The 21049-nt window shown below is 76.2% G+C and carries 23 protein-coding genes; 15 read left to right on the top strand and 8 right to left on the bottom strand.

Annotated features, from left to right (window positions below):
- Both KIK08_RS17940 and KIK08_RS17935 read left to right on the top strand, forming a co-directional pair.
- Positions 1-2272 (top strand): ATP-binding protein (locus tag KIK08_RS17940; protein ID WP_214404325.1); only part of this gene is annotated, 2272 nt, incomplete at its 5' end.
- Positions 2273-2371: 99 nt separating this feature from the next.
- Positions 2372-2941 carry a TraB/GumN family protein gene (locus tag KIK08_RS17935; RefSeq protein WP_214404324.1) on the top strand — a complete coding sequence of 190 codons (570 nt, stop codon included), beginning with the start codon at positions 2372-2374 and terminating at the stop codon, positions 2939-2941.
- Positions 2942-2947: 6 nt separating this feature from the next.
- On the opposite strand, the gene KIK08_RS17930 is transcribed toward KIK08_RS17935, so the two are convergent.
- A complete protein-coding gene (locus tag KIK08_RS17930; RefSeq protein WP_214404323.1) occupies positions 2948-3736 on the bottom strand; it encodes a cytochrome c oxidase assembly protein in 789 nt (262 codons plus the stop codon).
- A complete protein-coding gene (locus KIK08_RS17925) occupies positions 3733-4215 on the bottom strand; it encodes a DUF2243 domain-containing protein (protein WP_250557248.1) in 483 nt (160 codons plus the stop codon). The genes KIK08_RS17930 and KIK08_RS17925 overlap by 4 nt, the downstream gene beginning before the upstream one ends.
- Positions 4216-4301: 86 nt before the next feature.
- Here KIK08_RS17925 and KIK08_RS40025 point away from each other — a divergent pair, with 86 nt between their 5' ends.
- The 7 genes from KIK08_RS40025 (at position 4302) to KIK08_RS17890 (ending at position 8757) form a co-directional block, all read left to right on the top strand.
- Positions 4302-5006, top strand: coding sequence for an alpha/beta fold hydrolase (locus KIK08_RS40025; RefSeq protein WP_214404322.1), 705 nt, complete (start codon positions 4302-4304; stop codon positions 5004-5006).
- A gap of 47 nt (positions 5007-5053) precedes the next feature.
- The gene (locus tag KIK08_RS17915) at positions 5054-5884 is read left to right on the top strand and encodes a hypothetical protein (protein WP_214404321.1); all 831 of its coding nucleotides are present in this window, start codon (positions 5054-5056) and stop codon (positions 5882-5884) included.
- A gap of 373 nt (positions 5885-6257) precedes the next feature.
- Positions 6258-6863, top strand: coding sequence for a translation initiation factor IF-3 (gene infC, locus KIK08_RS17910; protein ID WP_214404327.1), 606 nt, complete (start codon positions 6258-6260; stop codon positions 6861-6863).
- 90 nt (positions 6864-6953) lie between these two features.
- Positions 6954-7148: a 50S ribosomal protein L35 gene (gene rpmI, locus KIK08_RS17905; protein WP_214404320.1), complete on the top strand. Its 195-nt coding sequence runs from the start codon at positions 6954-6956 to the stop codon at positions 7146-7148.
- Positions 7149-7220: 72 nt separating this feature from the next.
- Complete coding sequence (rplT, locus tag KIK08_RS17900) at positions 7221-7607, top strand: 50S ribosomal protein L20 (protein WP_214404319.1); 387 nt, start codon at positions 7221-7223, stop codon at positions 7605-7607.
- Positions 7608-7666: 59 nt separating this feature from the next.
- A complete protein-coding gene (locus KIK08_RS17895) occupies positions 7667-8434 on the top strand; it encodes a TrmH family RNA methyltransferase (RefSeq protein ID WP_308257700.1) in 768 nt (255 codons plus the stop codon).
- 113 nt (positions 8435-8547) lie between these two features.
- On the top strand, positions 8548-8757 hold the full coding sequence (locus KIK08_RS17890; RefSeq protein ID WP_214404318.1) for a hypothetical protein: 210 nt from the start codon (positions 8548-8550) through the stop codon (positions 8755-8757).
- Here KIK08_RS17890 and KIK08_RS17885 read toward each other — a convergent pair.
- Genes KIK08_RS17885 through KIK08_RS17875 form a run of 3 tightly spaced genes read right to left on the bottom strand, consistent with a single transcriptional unit; the run spans position 8713 to position 10657 of the window.
- Positions 8713-9498, bottom strand: a complete 786-nt coding sequence (locus tag KIK08_RS17885) for an HAD family hydrolase (protein ID WP_214404317.1) — start codon at positions 9496-9498, stop codon at positions 8713-8715. The two genes, KIK08_RS17890 and KIK08_RS17885, sit on opposite strands and share 45 nt — an antisense overlap.
- On the bottom strand, positions 9492-9692 hold the full coding sequence (locus KIK08_RS17880) for a hypothetical protein (protein WP_214404316.1): 201 nt from the start codon (positions 9690-9692) through the stop codon (positions 9492-9494). The genes KIK08_RS17885 and KIK08_RS17880 overlap by 7 nt, the downstream gene beginning before the upstream one ends.
- Positions 9689-10657, bottom strand: coding sequence for an ATP-grasp domain-containing protein (locus tag KIK08_RS17875; RefSeq protein ID WP_214404315.1), 969 nt, complete (start codon positions 10655-10657; stop codon positions 9689-9691). The genes KIK08_RS17880 and KIK08_RS17875 overlap by 4 nt, the downstream gene beginning before the upstream one ends.
- Positions 10658-11351: 694 nt before the next feature.
- Between KIK08_RS17875 and KIK08_RS17870 the strand changes: the two genes are divergently transcribed.
- The 5 genes from KIK08_RS17870 to pheT all read left to right on the top strand — a co-directional run bounded on the left by KIK08_RS17870 (position 11352) and on the right by pheT (position 17309).
- A complete protein-coding gene (locus KIK08_RS17870) occupies positions 11352-12080 on the top strand; it encodes a LuxR C-terminal-related transcriptional regulator (RefSeq protein WP_214404314.1) in 729 nt (242 codons plus the stop codon).
- 66 nt (positions 12081-12146) lie between these two features.
- Positions 12147-12869, top strand: a complete 723-nt coding sequence (locus KIK08_RS17865; protein WP_214404313.1) for a sensor histidine kinase — start codon at positions 12147-12149, stop codon at positions 12867-12869.
- A 6-nt stretch (positions 12870-12875) separates the two neighbouring features.
- The gene (locus KIK08_RS41770) at positions 12876-13556 is read left to right on the top strand and encodes a response regulator (protein WP_214404312.1); all 681 of its coding nucleotides are present in this window, start codon (positions 12876-12878) and stop codon (positions 13554-13556) included.
- A 166-nt stretch (positions 13557-13722) separates the two neighbouring features.
- Entirely contained in the window at positions 13723-14784 is a 1062-nt protein-coding gene (gene pheS / locus KIK08_RS17855) for a phenylalanine--tRNA ligase subunit alpha (protein ID WP_214404311.1), read from the top strand.
- Between the two features lie 32 nt (positions 14785-14816).
- Entirely contained in the window at positions 14817-17309 is a 2493-nt protein-coding gene (gene pheT, locus KIK08_RS17850; RefSeq protein ID WP_214404310.1) for a phenylalanine--tRNA ligase subunit beta, read from the top strand.
- 27 nt (positions 17310-17336) lie between these two features.
- Here the strand turns inward: pheT and KIK08_RS17845 are convergent, their stop codons facing one another.
- The 3 genes from KIK08_RS17845 to KIK08_RS17835 form a co-directional block, all read right to left on the bottom strand.
- Positions 17337-17966: a hypothetical protein gene (locus tag KIK08_RS17845; protein WP_214404309.1), complete on the bottom strand. Its 630-nt coding sequence runs from the start codon at positions 17964-17966 to the stop codon at positions 17337-17339.
- Between the two features lie 122 nt (positions 17967-18088).
- Positions 18089-19147, bottom strand: a complete 1059-nt coding sequence (locus tag KIK08_RS17840) for an LLM class flavin-dependent oxidoreductase (protein WP_308257699.1) — start codon at positions 19145-19147, stop codon at positions 18089-18091.
- Positions 19148-19161: 14 nt separating this feature from the next.
- Complete coding sequence (locus tag KIK08_RS17835; RefSeq protein ID WP_214404307.1) at positions 19162-19845, bottom strand: DNA alkylation repair protein; 684 nt, start codon at positions 19843-19845, stop codon at positions 19162-19164.
- A gap of 103 nt (positions 19846-19948) precedes the next feature.
- Between KIK08_RS17835 and argC the strand changes: the two genes are divergently transcribed.
- Positions 19949-20986 carry an N-acetyl-gamma-glutamyl-phosphate reductase gene (argC, locus tag KIK08_RS17830; RefSeq protein WP_214404306.1) on the top strand — a complete coding sequence of 346 codons (1038 nt, stop codon included), beginning with the start codon at positions 19949-19951 and terminating at the stop codon, positions 20984-20986.
- The last annotated feature ends 63 nt before the right edge of the window (positions 20987-21049 follow it).

Genomic DNA, 21049 nt, shown 5'->3' with positions numbered 1-21049 from the left:
CGCCCGCCTGCGCGACCGGCTCGACGGCGAGCTGGGCGTCGAACCCGGGCCCGAGCTGCGCGCGGTGCACCTGCGCGTGCTGCGCCAGGAGCTGCCCGGCCCGGTCGCCCGGAAGGTGGCGCCGGTCCGGGTGCCGGTCAGCTCGTTCGTCGGTCGCGACGCCGACCTGGCCGCCGTCCTCGGGCGGCTGGAGCGCTGCCGCGTCGTCACCCTGTGCGGGCCGGGCGGGGTCGGGAAGACGCGGCTGGCCGCGCACGTCGCCGCCGCGGTCGCCGGGCGCTACGCCGACGGCGCGCTGCTGGTCGAGTTCGGCAGCGGCGGGCCGGGCGACGTCGGCGCCGCGCTGGCCGCGGCGCTCGGGCTGTCGGACCTGCGCGCCGGGTCGCTGGCCGACCTGGTCGTGGACGGGCTCGCGGTGCGCCACCAGCTGCTGGTGCTGGACAACTGCGAGCACGTGGCCGACGAGGTCGCCGCCGTGGTGGAGGCGGTGGCGGCCGGCACGCTGCACGTCGACGTGCTGGCGACCAGCCGCGAGCCGCTGCGCGTCGACGGCGAGCAGGTGCACGCGGTGGCGCCGCTGGACCCGGCCGCCGCGGCCCGGCTGCTGGCCGACCGGATGCACGCGGGCGACGCGGACGCGCCGGGGCAGGCGGCGCTGGTCGAGCGGGTGTGCCGGCACGTCGACGGGCTGCCGCTGGCCGTCGAGCTGGCCGCCGGCCGGGCCGTGCACCTGGGGCTGGCCGGCCTGCTGGAGGCGCTGGAGCAGCCGAACGCCCTCGACGTGCTGCGCGGCGGGCGGCGCACGGCCGCGCCCCGGCACCGCTCGCTGCGCGACGTGGTCGACTGGTCCTACGGCCTGCTCGACGACGGCCAGCGCGCCCTGTTCGACCGGATCTCGGTGTTCGCCGGGCCGGTCGAGGGCGCCGCCGTGCGGGCGGTCTGCGGGCGGGACGACGGGCTCGTCGACCTCGTGGAGCGCTCGCTGGTGGTGCGCCGCCCGGGGGAGCCGGCCCGGTTCGGGATGCTGGAGACGCTGCGCGCGTACGGTCGCACCCACCTGGCCACCGACCCGGACACGCCCCGGCTGCGGGCCCGGCACGCGGAATGGGCGGTCGGGCTGGCCGACGAGCTGCGGGCCGCGCGGCGCGGTCCCGGTGAGGCCGCCGCGGTGCGCCGGTTCGACGCCCACCTCGCCGACCTGAACCGCGCGCACGACTGGCTGTGCGCGAACGGCCCGCGCCCGCGGCTGCTGCGGCTCACGCTGCTGTTCGCCGAGCTGGCCTACCTGCGCGGGCGCGTCGACCTCGCGCGGGTGCTCGACCGCACCCTCGAGGTGGTCGGGCCCGCGGCCGACCCGCTGGTCGCCCGGTTGCTCGGGCTCTCCGCGTCGGTGCGGTGGATGCACGGCGAGCTGGACGCGGCCTCCGAGCAGGCGCACCGCGCCCTGGAGCTGGCCGCCCGCACGGACGACCCCACCTCGGCCCGTGACGCGCACGAGTCGTTGGCCAACGTGGCCAGCTTCCGCGGCGACCTGGGTGCCGCAGTCCAGCACCTCCGCGCCGCGCTCCCGCTCTACGAGCAGGCCGGGGACGTGGAGGGCCAGGTGCTCGCGCTGACCGACCTGACGATCATCTGCGCCTACGCCGGCGAGCGCGCGGCGTCCGAAGCGCACGAGCGGGCGCTGGCCGTCGTCGCGGACCGGCTCGGCTCGCCCACCGCGCGCGCCTGGACCAGCTACGCGCGGGGCGAGCGGCGCGCCGAGGCGGGGGAGCCGGGGGCGGCCGCGCACCTGACGGCCGCGGTGCGCGCCGCGGAGGAGGTCGGATCGGGCTTCATCGCCGGCATCGCCCGGCACACCCTGCTGACCTCGGCCGCCCGGGAGAGCGCCGACCCGGCCGCGGCGCTGGCCGCGTTCGGCCCGCTGATCGACCACTGGCACGGGTTCGGGGCGTGGAGCCAGCTGTGGATCGCCATCCGGGCGCTGGTGGAGGCGCTGTCCCGGGTCGAGCGGCACGCCGATGCGGCCCTGTTGCTGGGCGCGCTGCGGGCGAGCCGGCGGGCGTCGCCGGTCTTCGGCCCCGACGCCGCCCGGCTGGACGCCGTCGAACGCGCGGCCCGCACGGCCCTCGGCGCCGACTTCGCCGCTGTCGTCGACTACGGCGCCACCCTCGGCGACACCACCGCGGTGGCCGCCGCCCGCCGCGCCGCCGCCGCTCCCGGTTCAGGAAAGCCACCATCGGGACGTGTGGCGTCCGGAACGTGGCTTTCCTGACACCCGGCGTGGGACGGCGGCGGGGCGTGGACGCCGCGGGCGCGGGTACGTCCCGCCCACGGCGCCGACACCCGGCGCCGGCGAGGAGGCACACGCACGATGAGCGAACGCAACACGGTCGTCCGCAGCCTGAACGACCTCGGGCTGGCCGCCTGGTTCGGCGGCACCCTGGCCGGCGCGGTCGGCATCAACGGTGCCGCGGCCGACGTCCAGGACCGCCGCCAGCGGCTGCGGGTGGCCAACGCCGGGTGGGCGCGCTGGACCCCGGTGAACCTGGCCGCGATCGGCGCGCACCTGGTGGGCAGCACCGGGCTGCTGCTGGGCAACAAGGGCCGCACCGTGGCCCAGAAGGGGGTCGGGTCGGCCTCGGTGGCCAAGACCGCGCTGACCGGGGCCGCGCTGGCGGCCACGGCCTACGCCCGGGTGCTGGGCAGGAAGCTGGAGGGCGCGGAGCCGGCGCCGGTCGACGGCGGCACCAGTCCGGCCGCCGACACCCCTGAGGCGGTGGCCGCCGCGCAGCGGCAGCTGAACGTGGTCCAGTGGGTGATCCCGGCGCTGACCGCGGCCCTGGTCGTGGTCAACGCGGTGCACGGCGAGCTGCAGCGGCCGAACCAGGCGCTCGGCGGCATCCTGGCCAAGCCGGCGCGGCTGCTCGGGTTGGGCGACTGAGCCGGCTCACCGACCGAGCGGGCTCGACGGGGCGGGCGACCGGCGGCGGGCCCGCCGGTCGCCCGCCGCCCACTCCCGGCCCAGCAGGACGAAGAGCGCGATCTCGACGGGCGCGCCGAGGTAGTACATGAGCTGGCCGCCGGCGAGCGCGTCGGCGTCCGTGACGCCCGTCGGCGGGACCGCGACCAGCGCCTTGGCCAGCACGTTGTGCGCGGCGACGGCGAGCACGAGCACGGCGGCGCGGACGCCGAGGTGCGCCCGGTGCGGCTGGGGGTCGGGGCCCACGAGGGCCGCGGTGAACAGGTACCCGGCGAGCAGGACGTGCGCCGGCACGACGAGCCCGAGCAGCGGGTCGTGCGCGGCCGCGGCGTGCAGGTCGGTCCGGTAGAGCAGCCACAGCCCGCCGACCGACAGCAGCGCGGCCACGACGGGCGAGGTCAGCACGGCGACCGGTGTCGAGCGCAGGACGCGGCTCAGCCGGCGGGCGCGGCGCACCGGCAGCGCCCGCAGTGCCAGCGTCACCGGAGCGGCCAGGACCAGCAGCATCGGGCCCAGCATCCCGAGCAGCACGTGGCCGACCATGTGCGCGGCGAAGGGGGCCGGCCCGGTCAGCAGCCCGGCGGCCGCCGTGGCCAGCCCGGCCAGCCACAGCGCGGTCCGGGCGAGCGGCCACGGTCGCCCGCCGCGGCCCAGACGGATCACCGCGACCAGGTAGACGGCGCCGGCCGCGGCCAGCACGACCAGCAGCGGCGCGCCGGCCCAGCCGGGTTCGTGGGCGTGCTCGTGCCCGGTCACGCCCGAGCGGAGCGCCGCACGAGGACCAGCCCGGCCACCAGGAGCGCCACGGCGAGCGCGTTCCAGACCAGGTCGTAGGGCAGCAGGTCGACCTCGTAGCGGATCTGGTGCAGGCCGAGCAGCTTGTGCTGCACCAGGCCGTCGTAGAGCTGGAACGCCCCCGCCCCGACGAGCGCACCGCCGACCACGCGCCGCCGGTCGACCACCCGGTCGCGGCGCAGCGACCCGAGCAGGAACAGGGCCGCGACCGTGGCCCCCCAGCTGAACGCGTGGAACAGCCCGTCGGAGACCAGCCCGAGCTCGGTGGAGGCCCGGTCGTAGAACTTGTGCCAGTGCAGCAGCTGGTGGAAGACCGCCTCGTCGAGGAAGGCGACGGCGCCGACCCCCAGCAGCAGACCGGCGAGCAGGTTGCGGCGCAGTGCCTGCGTGCGCGCCGTGGACGGCGGTGTCGCGGCGCGACCCCCTCGCGACAGATCCATCACGCGGGCGGGTACCCCGACGGCCGCGGTCCACGCATCGAGATCCCCCGGTCGCCGCGCCGCCGCGGTGCGGCGATGCTGGGGTGGTGATCGATCCGTCATCCGTGCGATGGCTCCCCGCGCCCGACGGCCCCCGGCTCGTCGCGGTGCCGGGGCTGGGCCTGTCGGTGGAGGTGCCCGCCCGCACGCTGGCGCGGCTGGGTCCGATCGGGTCCGTGGCCGTGGCGCTGCCCGGCTACGGCGAGCCGGCCGGGCGGGACGCGCCGCGCACCCCGGCCGACCTCGCGGCGCTGCTGCTGCATCGGCTCACCGACCTCGGCGTGCCGCGCGTGGCGCTGCTCGGGCACTCGGCCAGCTGCCAGATCGTGGCGCACGCCGCCGCGCTGGCGCCCGACCGCGTCACCGCGCTCGTGCTCGTCGGGCCGACGACCGACCCGCGCGCCGCCGGGTGGCCCGCCCTGGCCGGGCGCTGGCTGCGCACCGCCGCGCACGAGCGCCCGGGCCAGGTGCCGCGGCTGGTGCGCGACTACTCCCACACCGGGCCCGTCGCGATGGCCAGGGCGATGGACGCCGCGCGGCGCGACCGGATCGAGCGGGTGCTGCCGGCGCTGTCCTGCCCGGTCCTGGTCGTGCGCGGGCGGCACGACCGGATCGCGCCGGCCGACTGGGCCGACGCCCTGGCCGCCCGCGCGGTGGACGGCCGCGCCCGCACCCTGCCGGCCGGGGCGCACATGGTGCCGCTGACCCACCCCCGGCTGCTCGCCCCGCTGGTGGTCGAGCTCCTCGGCTGAGCCCGGGAGCACGTGTCGGTGGGCGCGAACCGGGGGACCCGAGCCGCATGAGCACGGTGCAGCGCGTGGTCGAGTCCGTCTTCGGGGTGGTGGCGCGGGTGCGCGCGGGTCGGGCGGTGCACAGCGCGGGGGTGGCGTTCGACGGGCGGCTGACCCTCGACCCCGACTCCCTGTTCGGCGCCGCCGTCGGTGCAGGGTCGGGCCGGCCCGCGGTCGTGCGGCTGTCCAAGTCGATCGGCCTGCCGGGCGGGCTGCCCGACCTCCTCGGGGTGGCGCTGCGGGTGCCGGTCGGTGACGGGGACGACGGGCAGGGGGCCGGGCTGCTCGACGTCCTGTTCGCCTCCACCGGCCGGCACCGGCCGGCGCACCTGGCGCTGCTGCCGTCCGGGCGCTGGTGGGGCGGCCCGTACAGCACGCTGCTGCCGTACCGGACCGGTGGGCAGCTCGTGCTGCTGGGCGTCGACGCGGGTGACGCACCACGCACGGCGCCCGCGGACCCCGGCACGGCCGCCGCGCTCGTCGCGCACGGACCGGTGCGGATGGCCGTCACCGAGCTGCCGCTGCGGGACGCGCTGCGGCGCCCGCGGGTGGTCGGCGAGCTGGTCCTGGAGTCGGTCCGGGACCCGGCCGAGCCGGCGATCACGTTCGACCCGGTGCTCAACCACCTGCCCGACCTGCGCCTGGCGCGGCCCCTCACCGCCCTGCGCGAATGGGCCTACACGGGCTCGCGGCGCGGTCGGCGCGCCGAGCCCGCGGGCCTGCGGCACCGGCCCCGACCCGGGCTCAGCGCCGCGCCCACCGCCACACCCCCCGCAGCCCCATCGCCGTGCCGGTCAGGGCCAGCAGCGGGATCGGCAGGCAGCACCCGCACCCGCTGACCGACACGTCGGAGCCCCGGCGGGTCCGGGTGCGGTAGGTGGGGAACGGACCCCGGAAGCCGAACCGGCCTCGGGGACGGGGCGTGCGAGGACCTCGACGGAACCAACCCATGGGTGCCGGACTACCCGGCTCGGGCCCGTTCACGCACGGGGCCACCGGTGCCCCCCGCCGACAGCGGTGGTGTACCCTTCGGAATGCGACCACCCTGTCGCGCGTTGGACAGTGCGTCAGCACGCCACCGTCGTGCCAGGGCGTCAAGAGGAGCCCCGCTCCCACCCGCCGCCTCCGGCGTCCGGGTCAGGTCCGGCGACGAGCCACAGGCTCGTTCGCCCGGTCCGTAGGGTCTCCGCTCCGTCGCTCCACACGACGTCGATACGAGGAGACCCCATCAGCACAGAGACGCGCATCAACGACCGCATCCGTGTTCCCGAGGTCCGGCTGGTCGGGCCGAACGGGGAACAGGTCGGCATCGTGCGTATCGAGGACGCCCTGCGGCTCGCCGAGGAGGCCGAGCTCGACCTCGTCGAGGTCGCGGCCCAGGCCCGCCCCCCGGTCTGCAAGCTCATGGACTACGGCAAGTTCAAGTACGAGAGCGCGCAGAAGGCCCGGGAGTCCCGCCGTAACCAGCAGCTGACCACGATCAAGGAGCAGAAGCTCCGGCCGAAGATCGACACCCACGACTACGAGACCAAGAAGCGCAATGTCGTGCGCTTCCTCGAGGGTGGCAACAAGGTCAAGGTCACGATCATGTTCCGTGGTCGCGAGCAGTCCCGCCCCGAGCTCGGGTTCCGGCTGCTGCAGCGGCTCGCCGAGGACGTGGTGGAGCTGGGCACGGTCGAGGCGGCGCCGAAGCAGGACGGCCGCAACATGACGATGGTGATCGCTCCGAACAAGAAGCCGCCGACGCGGGCCCAGACGGCGCAGGCCGTCCAGTCGGCCGCGGCCGCGGACGCCCCGGTCGCGGACGCTCAGACCTGATCGACGGCGGGCCGGCACGATCGACGGCGGCCCGCAGGACCCACCCGACGCCCCCGGGGAACCGGGGGCGTCATGGCGAACGGAACTGTCATGCCCAAGAACAAGACGCACAGCGGGATCTCGAAGCGGGTCAGGGTGACCGGCAAGGGCAAGATCCTGCGCCAGCAGGCCGGTCTGCGCCACCGGCTCGAGGTCAAGTCGAGCAAGGAGACCCGCGACCTGTCCGGGCTGGTGCCGGTGGCCAAGGCCGACCTCAAGAAGGTCAAGAAGCTGCTCGGCCGCTGACGGCCCGCCCCTCCCGCTCTCCGGTGCGCAGGACGCCCCCGACGCACCGGCCCGATACGTAAGGACACCCCCATGGCACGCGTGAAGCGCGCGGTCAACGCCCAGAAGAAGCGGCGCTCGGTCCTCGAGCAGGCCAGCGGCTACCGGGGCCAGCGGTCCCGGCTGTACCGCAAGGCCAAGGAGCAGATGCTCCACTCGCTCAACTACGCCTACCGCGACCGCCGCGCGCGCAAGGGCGACTTCCGCCAGCTGTGGATCACCCGGATCAACGCCGCCGCGCGGGCCAACGGGATGACCTACAACCGGTTCATCCAGGGCCTGAAGATCGCCGGTGTCGAGGTCGACCGCAAGGTCCTCGCCGAGCTGGCCGTCACCGACGAGGCCGCGTTCGCCGCCCTCGTCGAGGTGGCCAAGGCCGCCGTGCCGGCCCAGCCCGCCCAGGACGGGTCGGCGGCCTGAGCACCCCGGGAGCGCCCGCTCCCGACGCACCGCCCGGCACCGAACGCACCCCGCGCGTCGTGGCAGCCCGCAAGCTGCTGCGCCGCGCCGGGCGCGATCGGGCCGGGCGGTTCCTCGTGGAGGGGGCCCAGGCCGTCCGCGAGGCGCTCGACGGGGCCCGCGTGCGCGAGCTGCTGCTCACCGCCGCCGCGGCCGAGCGCCACCGGGAACTGGTCGACGCGGCGGCCGCCGCCGGTGCCCGGATCAGCCCGGTCACCGAGCGCGCCGCCGAGTCGCTGTCCGACACGGTCACCCCGCAGGGCCTGGTCGCCGTCTGCGACCTGCTCGACGTCCCCCTCGCCGAGGCGCTGGGGGAGCGGCCGCGGCTGGTCGCGGTCTGCGCCGGCATCGCCGACCCCGGTAACGCCGGCGCCGTCGTCCGGGTCGCCGACGCCGCGGGTGCCGACGCCGTGCTGCTGGCCGGCGACACGGTCGACCCGCACAACCCGAAGGCCGTCCGCGCCTCCACCGGCAGCGTGTTCCACCTGCCGCTGGCCCGGGAGCGCGACACCGGCGCGGTGCTCGACGCCTGCCGCTCCGCCGGGCTGGCGCTGCTGGTCGCCGACGGCCACGGCGAGCTCGACCTGCACGACCCCGCGGCCGCCCCGGTGCTGGCCGGGCCGGTGGCGTGGATCTTCGGTGGGGAGGCGCACGGGGTGCCGGACGAGGTGGCGGGGCTGGCCGACCACCGGGTGCGGGTGCCGATCTACGGTCGGGCGGAGAGCCTCAACCTGGCGACGGCGGCGGCGGTCTGCCTGTACGCCTCTGCGGGGGAGCGGCGGCGGTAGTCGAGGTGCCTCGACCGGAGGCACCGCGCGAACCGGCTCCCCGGATCGGGCGATTGTCTTTGCTGTGATGTGGACCACACTTGGTCGCGCGGAACGCGAGCGAGGTGGTCGCCATGAAGACCGTGATCGCAGTCGTCATCGGCCTGGGGGTGATCGTCCTGGGCCTGGCCGGGATGGTCCTGCTGACCGTGCTCACCTGGCCGGTGCTGGCCGTGGGGCTTCCCGTGCTGGTGCTCTTCCTGCTGGGCACCGCCGGTTTCGAGTTCCGCGCCCGCCGGTCAGCGGCGGCCCCCGACGAGGACAGGCAGGTCGCGGGCCGGTAGCGGCGCCGTCGGCGGTCCGCAGCCCAGCTCCGGCGGGCCGGCATCCGGCTCGTGCGGGTCCGGGAGGTGCGGGAGCAGCAGGTGCACCGCCATGGCCAGGCACGAGGTGCTGAGCCACGTGCCGGGGTGGTCGGGGCAGGCGGCGTGCTCGCCCGTGCGCACCCGGACGGCCCGCAGGCCGGCGGCGAGGGCGCCGACGGCGTCCTCGTCGGGGCGGTCGCCGATCATGACGACCTCCTCGGGCGGCAGGTCGAGCCGGGCCAGGGCCTCCCGGAAGGGGGCGGGGTGGGGCTTGCGGTGCGCACGGCCGGCGAGGTCGCTGAGGACCACGACGTCGAACGCGTCGGTGAGGCCGAGCGCGGCGAGCTTGCGGCGCTGCGCGGTCACCTCGCCGTCGGTCACCAGGCCCACCGGCACCCGGCGGCGCAGCGTGGCGAGCGCCCGCAGCACGCCGGGGAACGGGGTGAGGGGCGGTGGCTCGACGGCGCGGAACGCGGCCAGGAGCGGCTCGACGTGCGAGGCTGCCGCGCCCGCACGGGCCAGTGCGCGGTCGATGATGCCGCCGCGGGCCGAGCCGGCGGCGGTCTCCTCGCGCAGGGCGCCCAGCAGCGCGTCGGGGTTGAGCCCGCGTCCGGCGCCGTGCCGCGCGACCGCCCGCCAGGCGGCGTCGAGGAACTCGGCCCGCGGGTAGAGGGTGTCGTCGAGGTCGAGCAGGACCCCGCGCACGGGTGCGGTCAGCACGGCGCCCCCGGGTCGACGAAGTCCGATCCGGCCGGCTCCACCAGGTCGGCGGTGCCGGGGGCATGCAGCGCCTCGACCACCCGGAGGCTGCCGGAGCCGGTCGCGACCACGGCCGAGCGGGCCGGCTGCCGGATGGCCGCGGGGGCGAGCTCGACGTTCTCGGGGCGGGTGCCGAAGGGCACGAGCAGCCTCATCCCGGGTACACCTCGCTCAGGTGGCGCAGCATCGTCACGCCGGCCCGCCCGACGAGCCGTTCCCGGCGCACCGGCAGCCCTTCCAGGCCGCGCAGGTACTCGCCGACGAAGTCGGCCCCGGCCGCCAGCGAGAGCGGCAGCCCGCCGGAGAAGCGGGGGTCGACCTCGGTGAAGGTGAACCGGTCCGGCGCGGTCATGAAGCCCTGCACGTTGGCCGGGCCGCGCAGGCCGATGGTGCGCAGCAGGTGCGCGACGGCGCAGCCGAGGGCGGGGCAGGTGAAGGTGCGCCCACGGGTGCTGATCCCGGCCCTGGTCTGCAAGCGCCAGCGCGGGACGGCACCGGCGAGCCGTCCGGAGCGGTCGACGAGCACGTCGACGGTGAACTCGGGGCCGGTCAGCCGGGTCTGGACGAGGGGGTCGGGCACGCGGCGCAGCGCCCAGCGGGCCTCGGCGACCGAGTCGACGGGGTAGGTGTGCCGCGAGCCGCGCTCGAAGCGGGGCTTGACGATCCACGGCCCCGGCACGGCGTGCACGGCCCGCGCCCAGATCGCGCCGGGCTCGGTCGCCGGGACCGGCGCGCCACCGGCCGCGCAGGTGCGGGCGAAGGTCCACCTGTCGGTGCAGATGGCGACGGCCCGCGCGGGCGGCAGCCAGGTGCGCAGGCCGACCTCGGCCAGCAGATCGGCGCCCTCGTGCAGGGCCGGGATCTCCTCGGCCACCGTGCAGACCAGCGCCGTGGCCCCTGTGCGGGCGGCGAGCGCGGCCAGTTGGACGGCGAAGTCGGGGTCGTCGCCGCGGGGCAGCACGCCGTGGTCGGTGCCCAGGTGCAGCCCGACGGCGGTGGGGTCGCAGTCGGCCGCGACGACCGGGCGCCGCCCGGCCAGCGCCCGGATGACGGCCACCCCCGCGACTCCTCCGGCGCCGGTCACCAGGACCGGCCCGGTACCGGTGGAGATCGGCCTCATCGTTCTCCTTCCACGGCGAGCGCCCTGCTCAGCAGGCTGAGCCGGGTCTCGGCGGCTCGGGGTCCTCGCCGGGCGCGGCGACCGGTGGCGCGGTCGGCGCGCGGTGCCGCGCCCCGGGCGCGGACGGGGCAGCGGCCGGGCGGGTCCGGAGACGTCCGGATGGGCGTCCGCGCCGTGCCGCGGGGACCGGGTCGGCGGGCGATGCACCGGTCGGTCCACCCGACGGCCGCGCGTGCCGGTGCGGGTCGGGTCGCGCACTCGCCGTGCGCCCAGAGCCGCAGCCACTGCAGGGGCCGGCGGTCGGCGGGCCTCCACGCGTTGCGCCGGAGGCACGCCGCCGCCGTCGGGATGCGTCCACCGCGAGCACTCTCAACGCGTCCCTCCTGCGGCTCCCCGGTGCTGGACTCGTCCCCGACCGCGCCAGCCTGCCGCCGGCCCTCCGGGGCCGGACCCGTCGAACGACGTAGGACGGCTACGTCATCCGGGGGGGTGCCCGCCGACCGGCGGTCGGGTTTGGCCCACTTGTGGATCACCTCCAGGTCGACCAGTGCGGGTCACGGTCCGGGCGTCCGCCGCGTCGACCGCGGGCTGATGCCGTCACGGTGCGCGTTCTCGCAGGTGAGCGGCGTACCCGAGCGGTGGAATCGGGCCGCGGGTGGTAGGCCGGCGGGCGTCCGCCGGTCATCCTGGGCCGATGATCGTCGGCCACCACGAGGAGCCGGCCGGCGTCCAGGCCATCCGCAGGCTCGTGCTCGTCGACGACCACCGGATGTTCGCCGAGGCGCTGGCGCTGACCCTGTCCCCCCAACCCGACCTGCGGGTCGTCGACCGGTGCGCGGTGGGGGAGCCCGATCTCGTCACGCGGGTGGCGGCGGCCCGGCCGGACGTCGTCGTGATCGACGTCGAACCGCTGGGCGCGACCGCGGCCGAGGTCGTGGCGGCGCTGCTGGCGATCCAGCCCGGGGTCCGGGTCGTCGTGCTCACCGGCAGCCGCGACCAGGCCCAGATGGTCGACGCCGTGCGGGCGGGTGCCGTGGGCTGGCTCGGCAAGGGCTGCACCGCGGCCGACCTGCTCGCGGCCGTCCGCGGGGTCTGCCGCGGGGAGGCGAGCCTGTCGCCGGCCGACATGGGGGTCGTCCTCGGCGCGCTGCGGGCCGAGCTCGACCCGGCGGCCCGGCCGGCCGACCCGCTCGCGGTGCTGAGCCGCCGGGAGCGCCGGGTGCTGACCGAACTGGTCGACGGGGCCCGCGGCGCGGAGATCGCCGAGGCGCTGGGGGTCACGCCGGGGACGGTCCGCACCCACCTGAACAACGTCTTCGCCAAGCTGGGCGTGCACAGCCGGCTGGAGGCCGTTCGGGTGGCGAGGGCCGCCGGTCTGCGCCCACGAACGCCCGTCGGCGGTTACCCGGACGGGCGAAACTAGGTCGACAGAGCCGGCATGCTACGTCGAGTGGCGTAACAATCACTCTTCGTGGTGCGATGGGAGAGCGTGCGCAGGTCCTCCGAGTCGTTCCCGGTCATCCCGACGCAGCGGTGCGGCGTCCCCCCGCACCTGGACGAGCGAGGTGTCGTGCCCGCACAGCGCACCGCCGATGAGCGCACCCCCGACCAGCACGTGCCCGACGAGCTGCGCGACCTGCGCGGGGTCGTGCACGACCTCGGCAACGGCCTGTCGACGATGGCGGTGCTGCTGGAGGCCGCCCGCGAGGGCGCGGTGCCCACGTTCGGCCTGCTGGAGCTCGTCGAGCAGGAGACGGCCCGGCTGCTGGCCGTGCTGCACAGCACCCGCCCGACGTCCGACGCCGGCGACCGCGAGCCCGAGGCGATCGGCGTGCGCGACGTCCTGGCGCCGATCGCGCGCGTCGCCGCGCACACCGGGCGGGCCGACGTGCGGCTGCTGCCCGGCGCCGACGCCGAGGTCCGCGTCGACCGGGCCGCGCTGTCGCGGGTGGTCGGCAACCTGGTGGACAACGCCGTGCGCGCGGCCGGCGCCGACGGCACCGTGCTGCTCACCGTGCACGGGGACGCCGGCTGCGTCGCCATCGACGTCGTCGACGACGGCCCCGGCTTCCCGTTCGGCCCGCCCGGGTCCGGCGGGCTCGGCCTGGAGCTGGTCACCCGGCTGCTGACGGCCTGCGGCGGGCGCCTGGAGCTCGACGCGGTGGCGCCGCGCGGCACCCGCGCCCGGGTCGTGCTGCCGGCGGCGGGGTGAGCCGGGGTGCACGACCGCGCCGCTCCTGCGACGAGCACGGCCGGGCAGGCCGACGCGGACGTCGTGCTCTGCGACGACCACCCCGTCTTCACCGACGCGCTGGGCGCCCTGCTGGGCGGTCACGGCTTCGTCGTGCGCGCCGCCGTCCACCGGGCAGGCGACGTCGTCGGTGTGGTCGCGGCGCACCGCCCGCTGGTCTGCGTGGTCGACCGACACTTCACCGACGGCGACGGGCTCGACGTCGTGCCCCAGGTGCGGGCGGTCAGCCCGGCCACCCGCGTCGTGCTGCTGACCGCCGACCGCGACCCGGACACGGCGCGCCGCGCGCTGGCCGCGGGCGCGTCCGGCTACCTCTGCAAGACCGCCGGGGTGTCGGCGCTGATCTCCACGATCACCCGCGTCGCCGGCGGCGAGGTCGTGGCCGCGGTGCCGGCGCCAAGAGCCCCGCGCGCGCCCGAGCACGTCGAGGCGCACCGGCTGGCCGGCTACCTGACGCCCCGCGAGCGCGACTGCCTGGCGATGATGGTCGACGGGCTGGGCACCGCCGCGATCGCGGCCCGGCTCGGCGTCTCGGCGACCACCGTGCGCACCTACGCGCAGGCCGTGCTGACCAAGCTCGGGGTGCACTCCCGGCTGGAGGCGGCCTCCTTCGCGGTGCGCCACTCCCTGCTCGACACCTCGGCCTGAGCGCTCGTGCCGCGCTGCGGGCGGAGCACGTCGGCGCCGCCGACGGCCGCGCCCGCGTCCGGTGGGCTGACCGGCCGTCGGGACGCCCCCGCCCGGCCATTACCATCGGCGGCGCCGCAGTGCCCTGTGGAGTGCCCGCCGAATGCCCGGAGATGACCGCATCCCCATGTCGCCCGATGTCGCCGGACCCGACCTGAAGCCCGGCTCGCTGTCCGAAGCCGCCCTGCAGGAGGCCGTCCGCGACGCCGTCGCCGCCTTCGCCGCCGCGGCCGACCTGGCCGCGCTGGCCGCGGTCCGGCCCGCCCACCTGGGCGACCGCGCCCCGTTGCTGCTCGCCCGCCGCGAGCTCGGCTCGCTGCCCGGGCCCGAGCGCGCCGAGGCCGGCAAGCGCGTCAACGCCGCCCGCCAGCGGGTCCAGCACGCCTTCGACGCCCGCCGGGCCGAGCTGGCCGCCGAGCGCGACGCCCGAGTGCTGGCCGAGGAGTCCGTCGACGTCACGCTCCCCGTCGACCGCGCCCCGCGAGGCGCCCGGCACCCGCTGACCCAGATCTCCGAGCGGATCGCCGACGTGTTCGTCGGGATGGGCTGGGAGGTCGCCGAGGGGCCCGAGGTCGAGTCGTCCTGGCTGAACTTCGACGCGCTCAACTTCGCCAAGGACCACCCCGCCCGCACCATGCAGGACACCTTCTACCTGGGCGACTCCGAGACGTCCGGGCTGGTGCTGCGCACCCACACCTCACCGGTGCAGATCCGCTCCCTGCTGGAGCGCGACCTGCCGGTCTACGTGGTGTGCCCGGGGCGCACGTTCCGCACCGACGCGCTCGACGCGACCCACACCCCGGTGTTCCACCAGGTCGAGGGTCTGGCCATCGACAAGGGCCTGACCATGGCCCACCTCAAGGGCACCCTCGACGCGTTCGCCAGGGCGATGTTCGGCACCGAGTCGAAGATCCGGCTGCGCCCGTCGTACTTCCCGTTCACCGAGCCCTCCGCCGAGCCCGACGTCTGGTTCCCGCAGAAGAAGGGCGGCGCCGGCTGGGTCGAGTGGGGCGGCTGCGGGATGGTGCACCCCAACGTCCTGCGCGCCTGTGGCATCGACCCCGACGTCTACTCCGGCTTCGCCTTCGGCATGGGCCTGGAGCGCACGCTGATGTTCCGCAACGGCATCCCCGACATGCACGACATGGTCGAGGGCGACGTCCGGTTCAGCCGCGCGTTCGGCGTCTGACCCTTCTCTTCCAGCTCTACGAGGAGTTTCCCGTGCGGGTCCCGCAGTCCTGGCTGGCCGAGCTGCTCGGCGAGCTGCCCGGCGTCGACGACGTCGCCGAGGCGTTCGTGCGCGTCGGCTTCGAGGTCGAAGACGTGCACCGCGCGCCGGAGATCACCGGCCCGCTCGTCGTCGGGCGGGTACGCGAGATCGAGGAGCTGAGCGGGCTCAAGAAGCCCATCCGCTGGTGCCGGGTGCAGGTCGGGCCCGAGCAGGTCAACGGCATCATCTGCGGCGCGCGCAACTTCGCCGTCGACGACCTGGTCGTCGTCGCGCTGCCCGGCTGCGTGCTGCCCGGCGGGTTCGAGATCTCCGCGCGCAAGACCTACGGCCACGTCTCCGACGGCATGATCTGCTCGGCCACCGAGCTGGGCATCGGCAACGACCACGCCGGGATCGTGGTGCTGCCCCCGGGCACCGGCGAGCCCGGCGACGAGGCCCGCCCGCTGCTGGGGATCGACCCGGCCGACCCCGACGCCGTCGTCGAGCTCGACGTCAACCCCGACAGCGGCTACTGCTTCTCCGTCCGCGGCCTGGCCCGCGAGCTGGCCGCCTCGCTCGACCGCGAGTACGTCGACCCGGCCGGCTGGTACTACGTCGCCGACGGCGACGGCGAGGCCTGGACCGTCCGCCTCGACGACCCGGGCTGCGCGCGGTTCTGCGCCCGCCGCGTCGACGGCGTCGACCTCGCCGCGCCCAGCCCCTGGTGGATGCAGCGCAGGCTGCTCGCCGCCGGCATGCGGCCCATCTCGCTGGTCGTCGACGTCACCAACTACGTGATGATCGAGCTGGGCCAGCCGCTGCACGCCTACGACGCCGCCCGCGTGTCCGGGCCCATCGTCGTGCGCAAGGCGGCCGCGGGGGAGAAGCTCACCACCCTCGACGACGTCGTGCGCACCCTCGACCCCGACGATCTGCTCATCACCGACGACTCCGGGCCGATCGGCCTGGCCGGCGTCATGGGCGGGGCCACCACCGAGATCGCCGGCCCTGGTGCGGGCGGCACCGTCGACGTGCTGCTGGAGGCGGCGCACTTCCTCCCGGCCGTGGTCGCCCGCACGGCCCGCCGGCACAAGCTGCCCAGCGAGGCGTCCAAGCGCTTCGAGCGCGTCGTCGACCCGGAGCTGCCGCCGATCGCCCTGGAGCGCGCGGTGCAGCTGCTCGTCCAGCACGGCGGCGGCCGGGACACCGGCACCCGCACCGACGTCGGTGCCGCGCCGGCCCGCCGACCGATCACCATGGCGCTCGACCTGCCCGACCGCGTCGCCGGCGTCGAGTACCCGTCCGGCGCGACCACCCACCGGCTGCGCCAGGTCGGCTGCGACATCGACCTGCTGCTCGGCGCGGACGGCGCGGGCAGCGTGCAGGTCCTCCCGCCGTCGTGGCGGCCCGACCTCACCCAGCCCGCCGACCTCGTGGAGGAGGTCCTGCGGCTGGAGGGCTACGACGCCATCCCCTCCGTGCTGCCCTCCGCGCCGCCGGGGCGCGGGCTCACCGAGGGCCAGCGCCGCCGCCGCGCCGTCTCGCTCGCGCTGGCCGAGGCCGGCTACGTCGAGGTGCTGCCGTTCCCGTTCGTCGGGCCCTCGACCTGGGACGCCTTCGGCCTGCCCGAGAACGACGCCCGCCGGCGCACCGTGCCCGTGCTCAACCCGCTCGACGCCGACCGCGCCGGGGTGACCACCACCCTGCTGCCCGGCCTGCTGGAGATGCTGGCCCGCAACCGCTCGCGCGGCTCGGTCGACCTCGCGCTCTACCACGTCGGGCAGGTGACCCTGCCGCACGCGCAGCCGGTGCCCATGCCCGACCCGGGCGTGCACGACCGCCCGACCGACGCCGAGTACGCCCAGATCAAGGCCGCGCTGCCGGCCCAGCCGCTGCACGTGGCCGCGGTGCTGGCCGGCAACCGCGAGCCGTCGGGCTGGTGGGGCAGCGGCCGGCAGGCGTCCTGGGAGGACGCCGTCGCCGCCGCCCGGCTCGTCGGCCGCGCCGCCGGCGTCGAGCTGCGGGTCACCAAGGCCGAGCTGGCGCCGTGGCACCCGGGGCGCTGCGCGGCCCTGCGCGTCGGCGACTGGGTCGTCGGGCACGCCGGCGAGCTGCACCCGAAGGTCGTCGAGGCGCTGGAGCTGCCCGCGCGCACCTGCGCGATGGAGCTCAACCTCGACGGCATCCCGCTCACCGAGCTGCGCCCCGCCCCGCAGGTGTCGCCCTACCCGCCGATCTCGGTCGACGTCGCCCTCGTCGCGGGGGCCGACGTGCCGGCGGCCGAGCTGGCCGACGCGCTGGCCGACGGGGCGGGCGAGCTCGTCGAGGACGTGCGGCTGTTCGACGTCTACTCCGGCGAGCAGATCGGCGAGGGCCGGCGCTCGCTGGCGTACACGCTGCGCTTCCGGGCCGCCGACCGCACGCTGACCAGCGAGGAGGCCAACTCCGCTCGCGACGCGGCGGTGGCCGTCGCGGCCGACCGCTACGGGGTCACGCTGCGCTGATCCGCCCTCGACGGCTCATTCGACGGCTCACTCGACGCGGTCGAGGGCGGCGCGGCCGGCGGCGCGCCAGGCGTCGTCGCTCGGCTCGCGGAACGCGACGGCGATCGTGACCAGGAAGCGGTTCCCGGCCACGTAGAGGGTGGGGCCGGTGCGGGCCATGACGACGCCGGCCGCCTCGCCCACGCCGTCGATCGCGCGCAGGCCGTCGCGGGCGCGGACGGCGTCGGCCGGGGTGCCGGAGCGCACCTCGTAGACGTTCATCAGGACCTGCTGGTTCTCGCCCTGGAAGGCGACGCAGCCCGGCGCGGGCACCTCGTCCGGACCCGGGATCGACGTCATCGCGGTCCGCTCGACCGGCAGCCGGATCAGCGCCTCGGCCTCGGGAGCGCTGAGCACGCACTCGTCGGCGACGGGGTCGGCGACGAGGGCGAACGACGGCGCCTGGTCCTTGTCCCGCTGGCCGGGCACCGGGCCGTACAGCGGGGCCGCCGACCCGTCGCCCAGCGGGGCGTCGGTCGAGGAGCCGGCACCGGACGCACCGGTCTCCCGGGAGCCGTCGCCGCCGGCCCCGTTGTTGCCCGCACCGTTGTTGCCTGCTACGAGCACCGCCGCCAGCACGACGGCGGCCAGGACTCCGCCGTTCTTGCCCTTGGCCATCCGCAGAACGTAGGAAGGTCGCGGGCCCGGCGCCGGGCGTTTCGCCGATGATCCGCCGGACGGACCAGCGCTCGGGCGGCCCGGTCGGCGATCACGCCGCTGATATCACCCGGATGGCGTCATCAGGCCGGCGAAGGGGACTCCGTCCGGGCGCCGATGCTGGCGCGCACCGCCGGCGCGACCTCGGTGCCGAGCAGCTCGATGGCCCGCAGCACGTCCTTGTGCGGGACGTCGCCGATCGCCGGCTGGACGAGCATCCGGTCGTGGCCGAAGACCTCGTGCAGGAACAGGATCTTCTCGGTGACCTGCTGCGGCGAACCCACCACGTACGGCCCGCGCGGCCCGATCTGGGCGTCGAACTCGGACCGTCCGGTCGGGCCCCAGCCGCGCTCGGCCCCGATCCGGTTCATCACCGAGGAGTGCGCGGGGTAGTAGGTGTCGGCGGCGGCCTGGCTGGTGTCGGCGACGAAGCCGTGCATGTTGAGGCTGAGCGGCTGCCGCTCGTGCCCGCCCCGCTTTGCCGCCTCGCGGTGCAGCTCGGCCAGCCCGGCGAACCGCTCGGGCAGCCCGCCGATGATGGCCAGCGCCATCGGCAGCCCCAGCACCCCGGCGCGGACCACCGAGTGCGGGTTGCCACCGACCGCCACCCAGACCGGGATCGGGTCCTGCACGGGACGCGGGTGCACCGACTGCTCCCGCAGCGGCGCCCGGTGCCGGCCCGACCAGGTGACCGGCTGCCCGGACCGCAGCGCCAGCAGCAGGTCGAGCTTCTCGGCGAACAGCTCGTCGTAATCGGCGAGGTCGTAGCCGAACAGCGGGAACGACTCGGTGAACGAGCCGCGCCCGGCCATGATCTCCGCCCGGCCGCCCGAGAGCAGGTCGAGCGTGGCGTACTGCTGCAGCACGCGGACCGGGTCGTCCGAGCTGAGCACGGTGACCGCGCTGGTCAGCCGGATGGCGCTGGTCCGCTCGGCCGCCGCGGCGAGGATCATGGCCGGGGCGGAGGCGGCGTAGTCGGCGCGGTGGTGCTCACCGACCCCGTAGACCTGCAACCCGACCTGGTCGGCCAGGGCGATCTCCTCGACGACCTCGCGCACGCGCTGGGCCGGGCCCACCCCACCGGGGCCCGGACTCACGTCGGCGAAGGTGTAGACACCGATCTCCACGACCTGCCCAACCACCCGCGGCGTCCCGATCATTCCCCGAGGTGCTTCAGCGCCTCCCGCCGCGACAGCGGCGACAGGCCGGGGTGCTCGTCGACGAAGGCCCGCACCCAGTCGGGGTCGACGCGGGCGTGCTGGCGCAACGCCCACCCGATGCCCTTGCGCAGGAAGAAGTCGGGGTCGTCCAGGTTGGCCTCGACGGCGTCGCGGAGCAGGTCGAGATCGGTCTCCGCCTTGGCGGAGAGCTGGCAGATGACCGAGGTCCGGCGCAGCCACCGGTCCGGGTCGCCGATCCAGCCGCGCAGCACGGGCGTGAGCTCGGGGCGGTACGCGCGCAGCAGCGACCCGATGTGCCGGCCGGCGATCTCGTCGGTGAAGTCCCACCAGGCGCCGGTGACGATCCAGCGCCGGTACATCGGCACCCACCCCGGCTCGGCCCACCGCGCGTAGCGCTTGTGGCCGAGCAGGCTGATCGCCAGGTAGCGCTCCTCGCGGTAGGTGGCCTCGGTCCACAGGGTGTCGGCGACGGTCGTCAGCTCGTCGGCGTCGTCGATGGGGTGGTCGGCGACGAGGGTGCGCAGGAGGCGCTCGCGGGCGGGCTTGGGCACGCCGCGGAACGGCATCGGCGACTTCATGTAGGCGCGCATCGGCTCGGCGGCGGCGGGGTCGGCGGCGTCGGCCAGGCCGTCGCGGGCGGCGCGGAGCCAGGGGTGCATGGCCGGGACGGTAGTGGCCGGGGGGTGTGCGCAGCCGGGTGCCGGGAGTCGGGGAACGTCACTGGAAAGAGGTTTGCAAGTGATTGCAGATCGATGCATAGTCATGCGCATGGTGCGGATCGCGGTGGCCGGTGCGAGCGGGTACGCCGGTGGGGAGCTGTTGCGGCTCCTGCTGGCCCATCCCGAGGTGGAGATAGGGACGCTGACCGCGGGCGGCAACGCCGGCAACCGACTCGGTGCCCTGCAACCGCACCTGGTGCCGCTGGCCGACCGGGTCCTGGCGGACACGACCCCGGAGGCCCTCGCCGGGCACGACGTCGTCTTCCTCGCCCTGCCGCACGGCAGGTCGGCGGAGGTGGCCGCGCAGCTCGACCCGGCGGTGCTGGTCGTCGACTGCGGGGCCGACCACCGGCTCACCGACCCCACGGCCTGGCAGCGCTGGTACGGCGGCGAGCACGCCGGATCGTGGCCCTACGGCCTGCCCGAGCTGCCCGGCGCGCGCGACGCGCTGCGCGGGACCAAGCGGATCGCCGTGCCGGGCTGCTACCCGACCGTGTCGAGCCTGGCGCTGTTCCCGGCCGTCGCGGCGGGGATCGTGGCCCCGGAGGTCGTGGTCACCGCGGTCAGCGGCACGTCGGGGGCCGGCAAGTCGCCAAAGCCCCACCTGCTCGGCTCGGAGGTGATGGGCTCGCTGTCCGCGTACGGCGTGGGCGGCGCGCACCGGCACACCCCGGAGATCACCCAGAACCTGTCCGCGGTCGCCGGGCGGCCGGTCGGGGTGAGCTTCACACCCGTGCTGGCCCCGCTTCCGCGCGGCATCCTCGCCACCTGCTCGGCCGCGCTGACCGGCGGTGGTGCCGGTGTTGACGTGGCCGCCCGCGAGGTCTACGAGAAGGCGTTCGCCGACGAGCCGTTCGTGCACCTGTTGCCGGAGGGGGAGTGGCCGACCACGGCGGCCACGCTCGGCGCCAACACCGCGCTCGTGCAGGTGGCCGTGGACGCGGACGCCGGCCGGCTCGTCGTCGTCGCCGCGATCGACAACCTGACCAAGGGCACCGCGGGCGGGGCGATCCAGTCCATGAACATCGCCCTCGGCCTGCCCGAGACCACCGGCCTGCCGATGACGGGAGTGGCCCCGTGAGCGAGCTTGCGAGCGAACCATCGACACAGTGCCTGCGTGCAGCGCGGACCGAGCGCAGCGAGG

Origin of the sequence: Pseudonocardia lacus (genome assembly GCF_018531445.1) — a bacterium.
Lineage (GTDB): Bacteria > Actinomycetota > Actinomycetes > Mycobacteriales > Pseudonocardiaceae > Pseudonocardia > Pseudonocardia lacus.
Note: the sequence above shows the minus strand (reverse complement) of the source record. Positions and strands in the feature narration are given on the sequence as shown.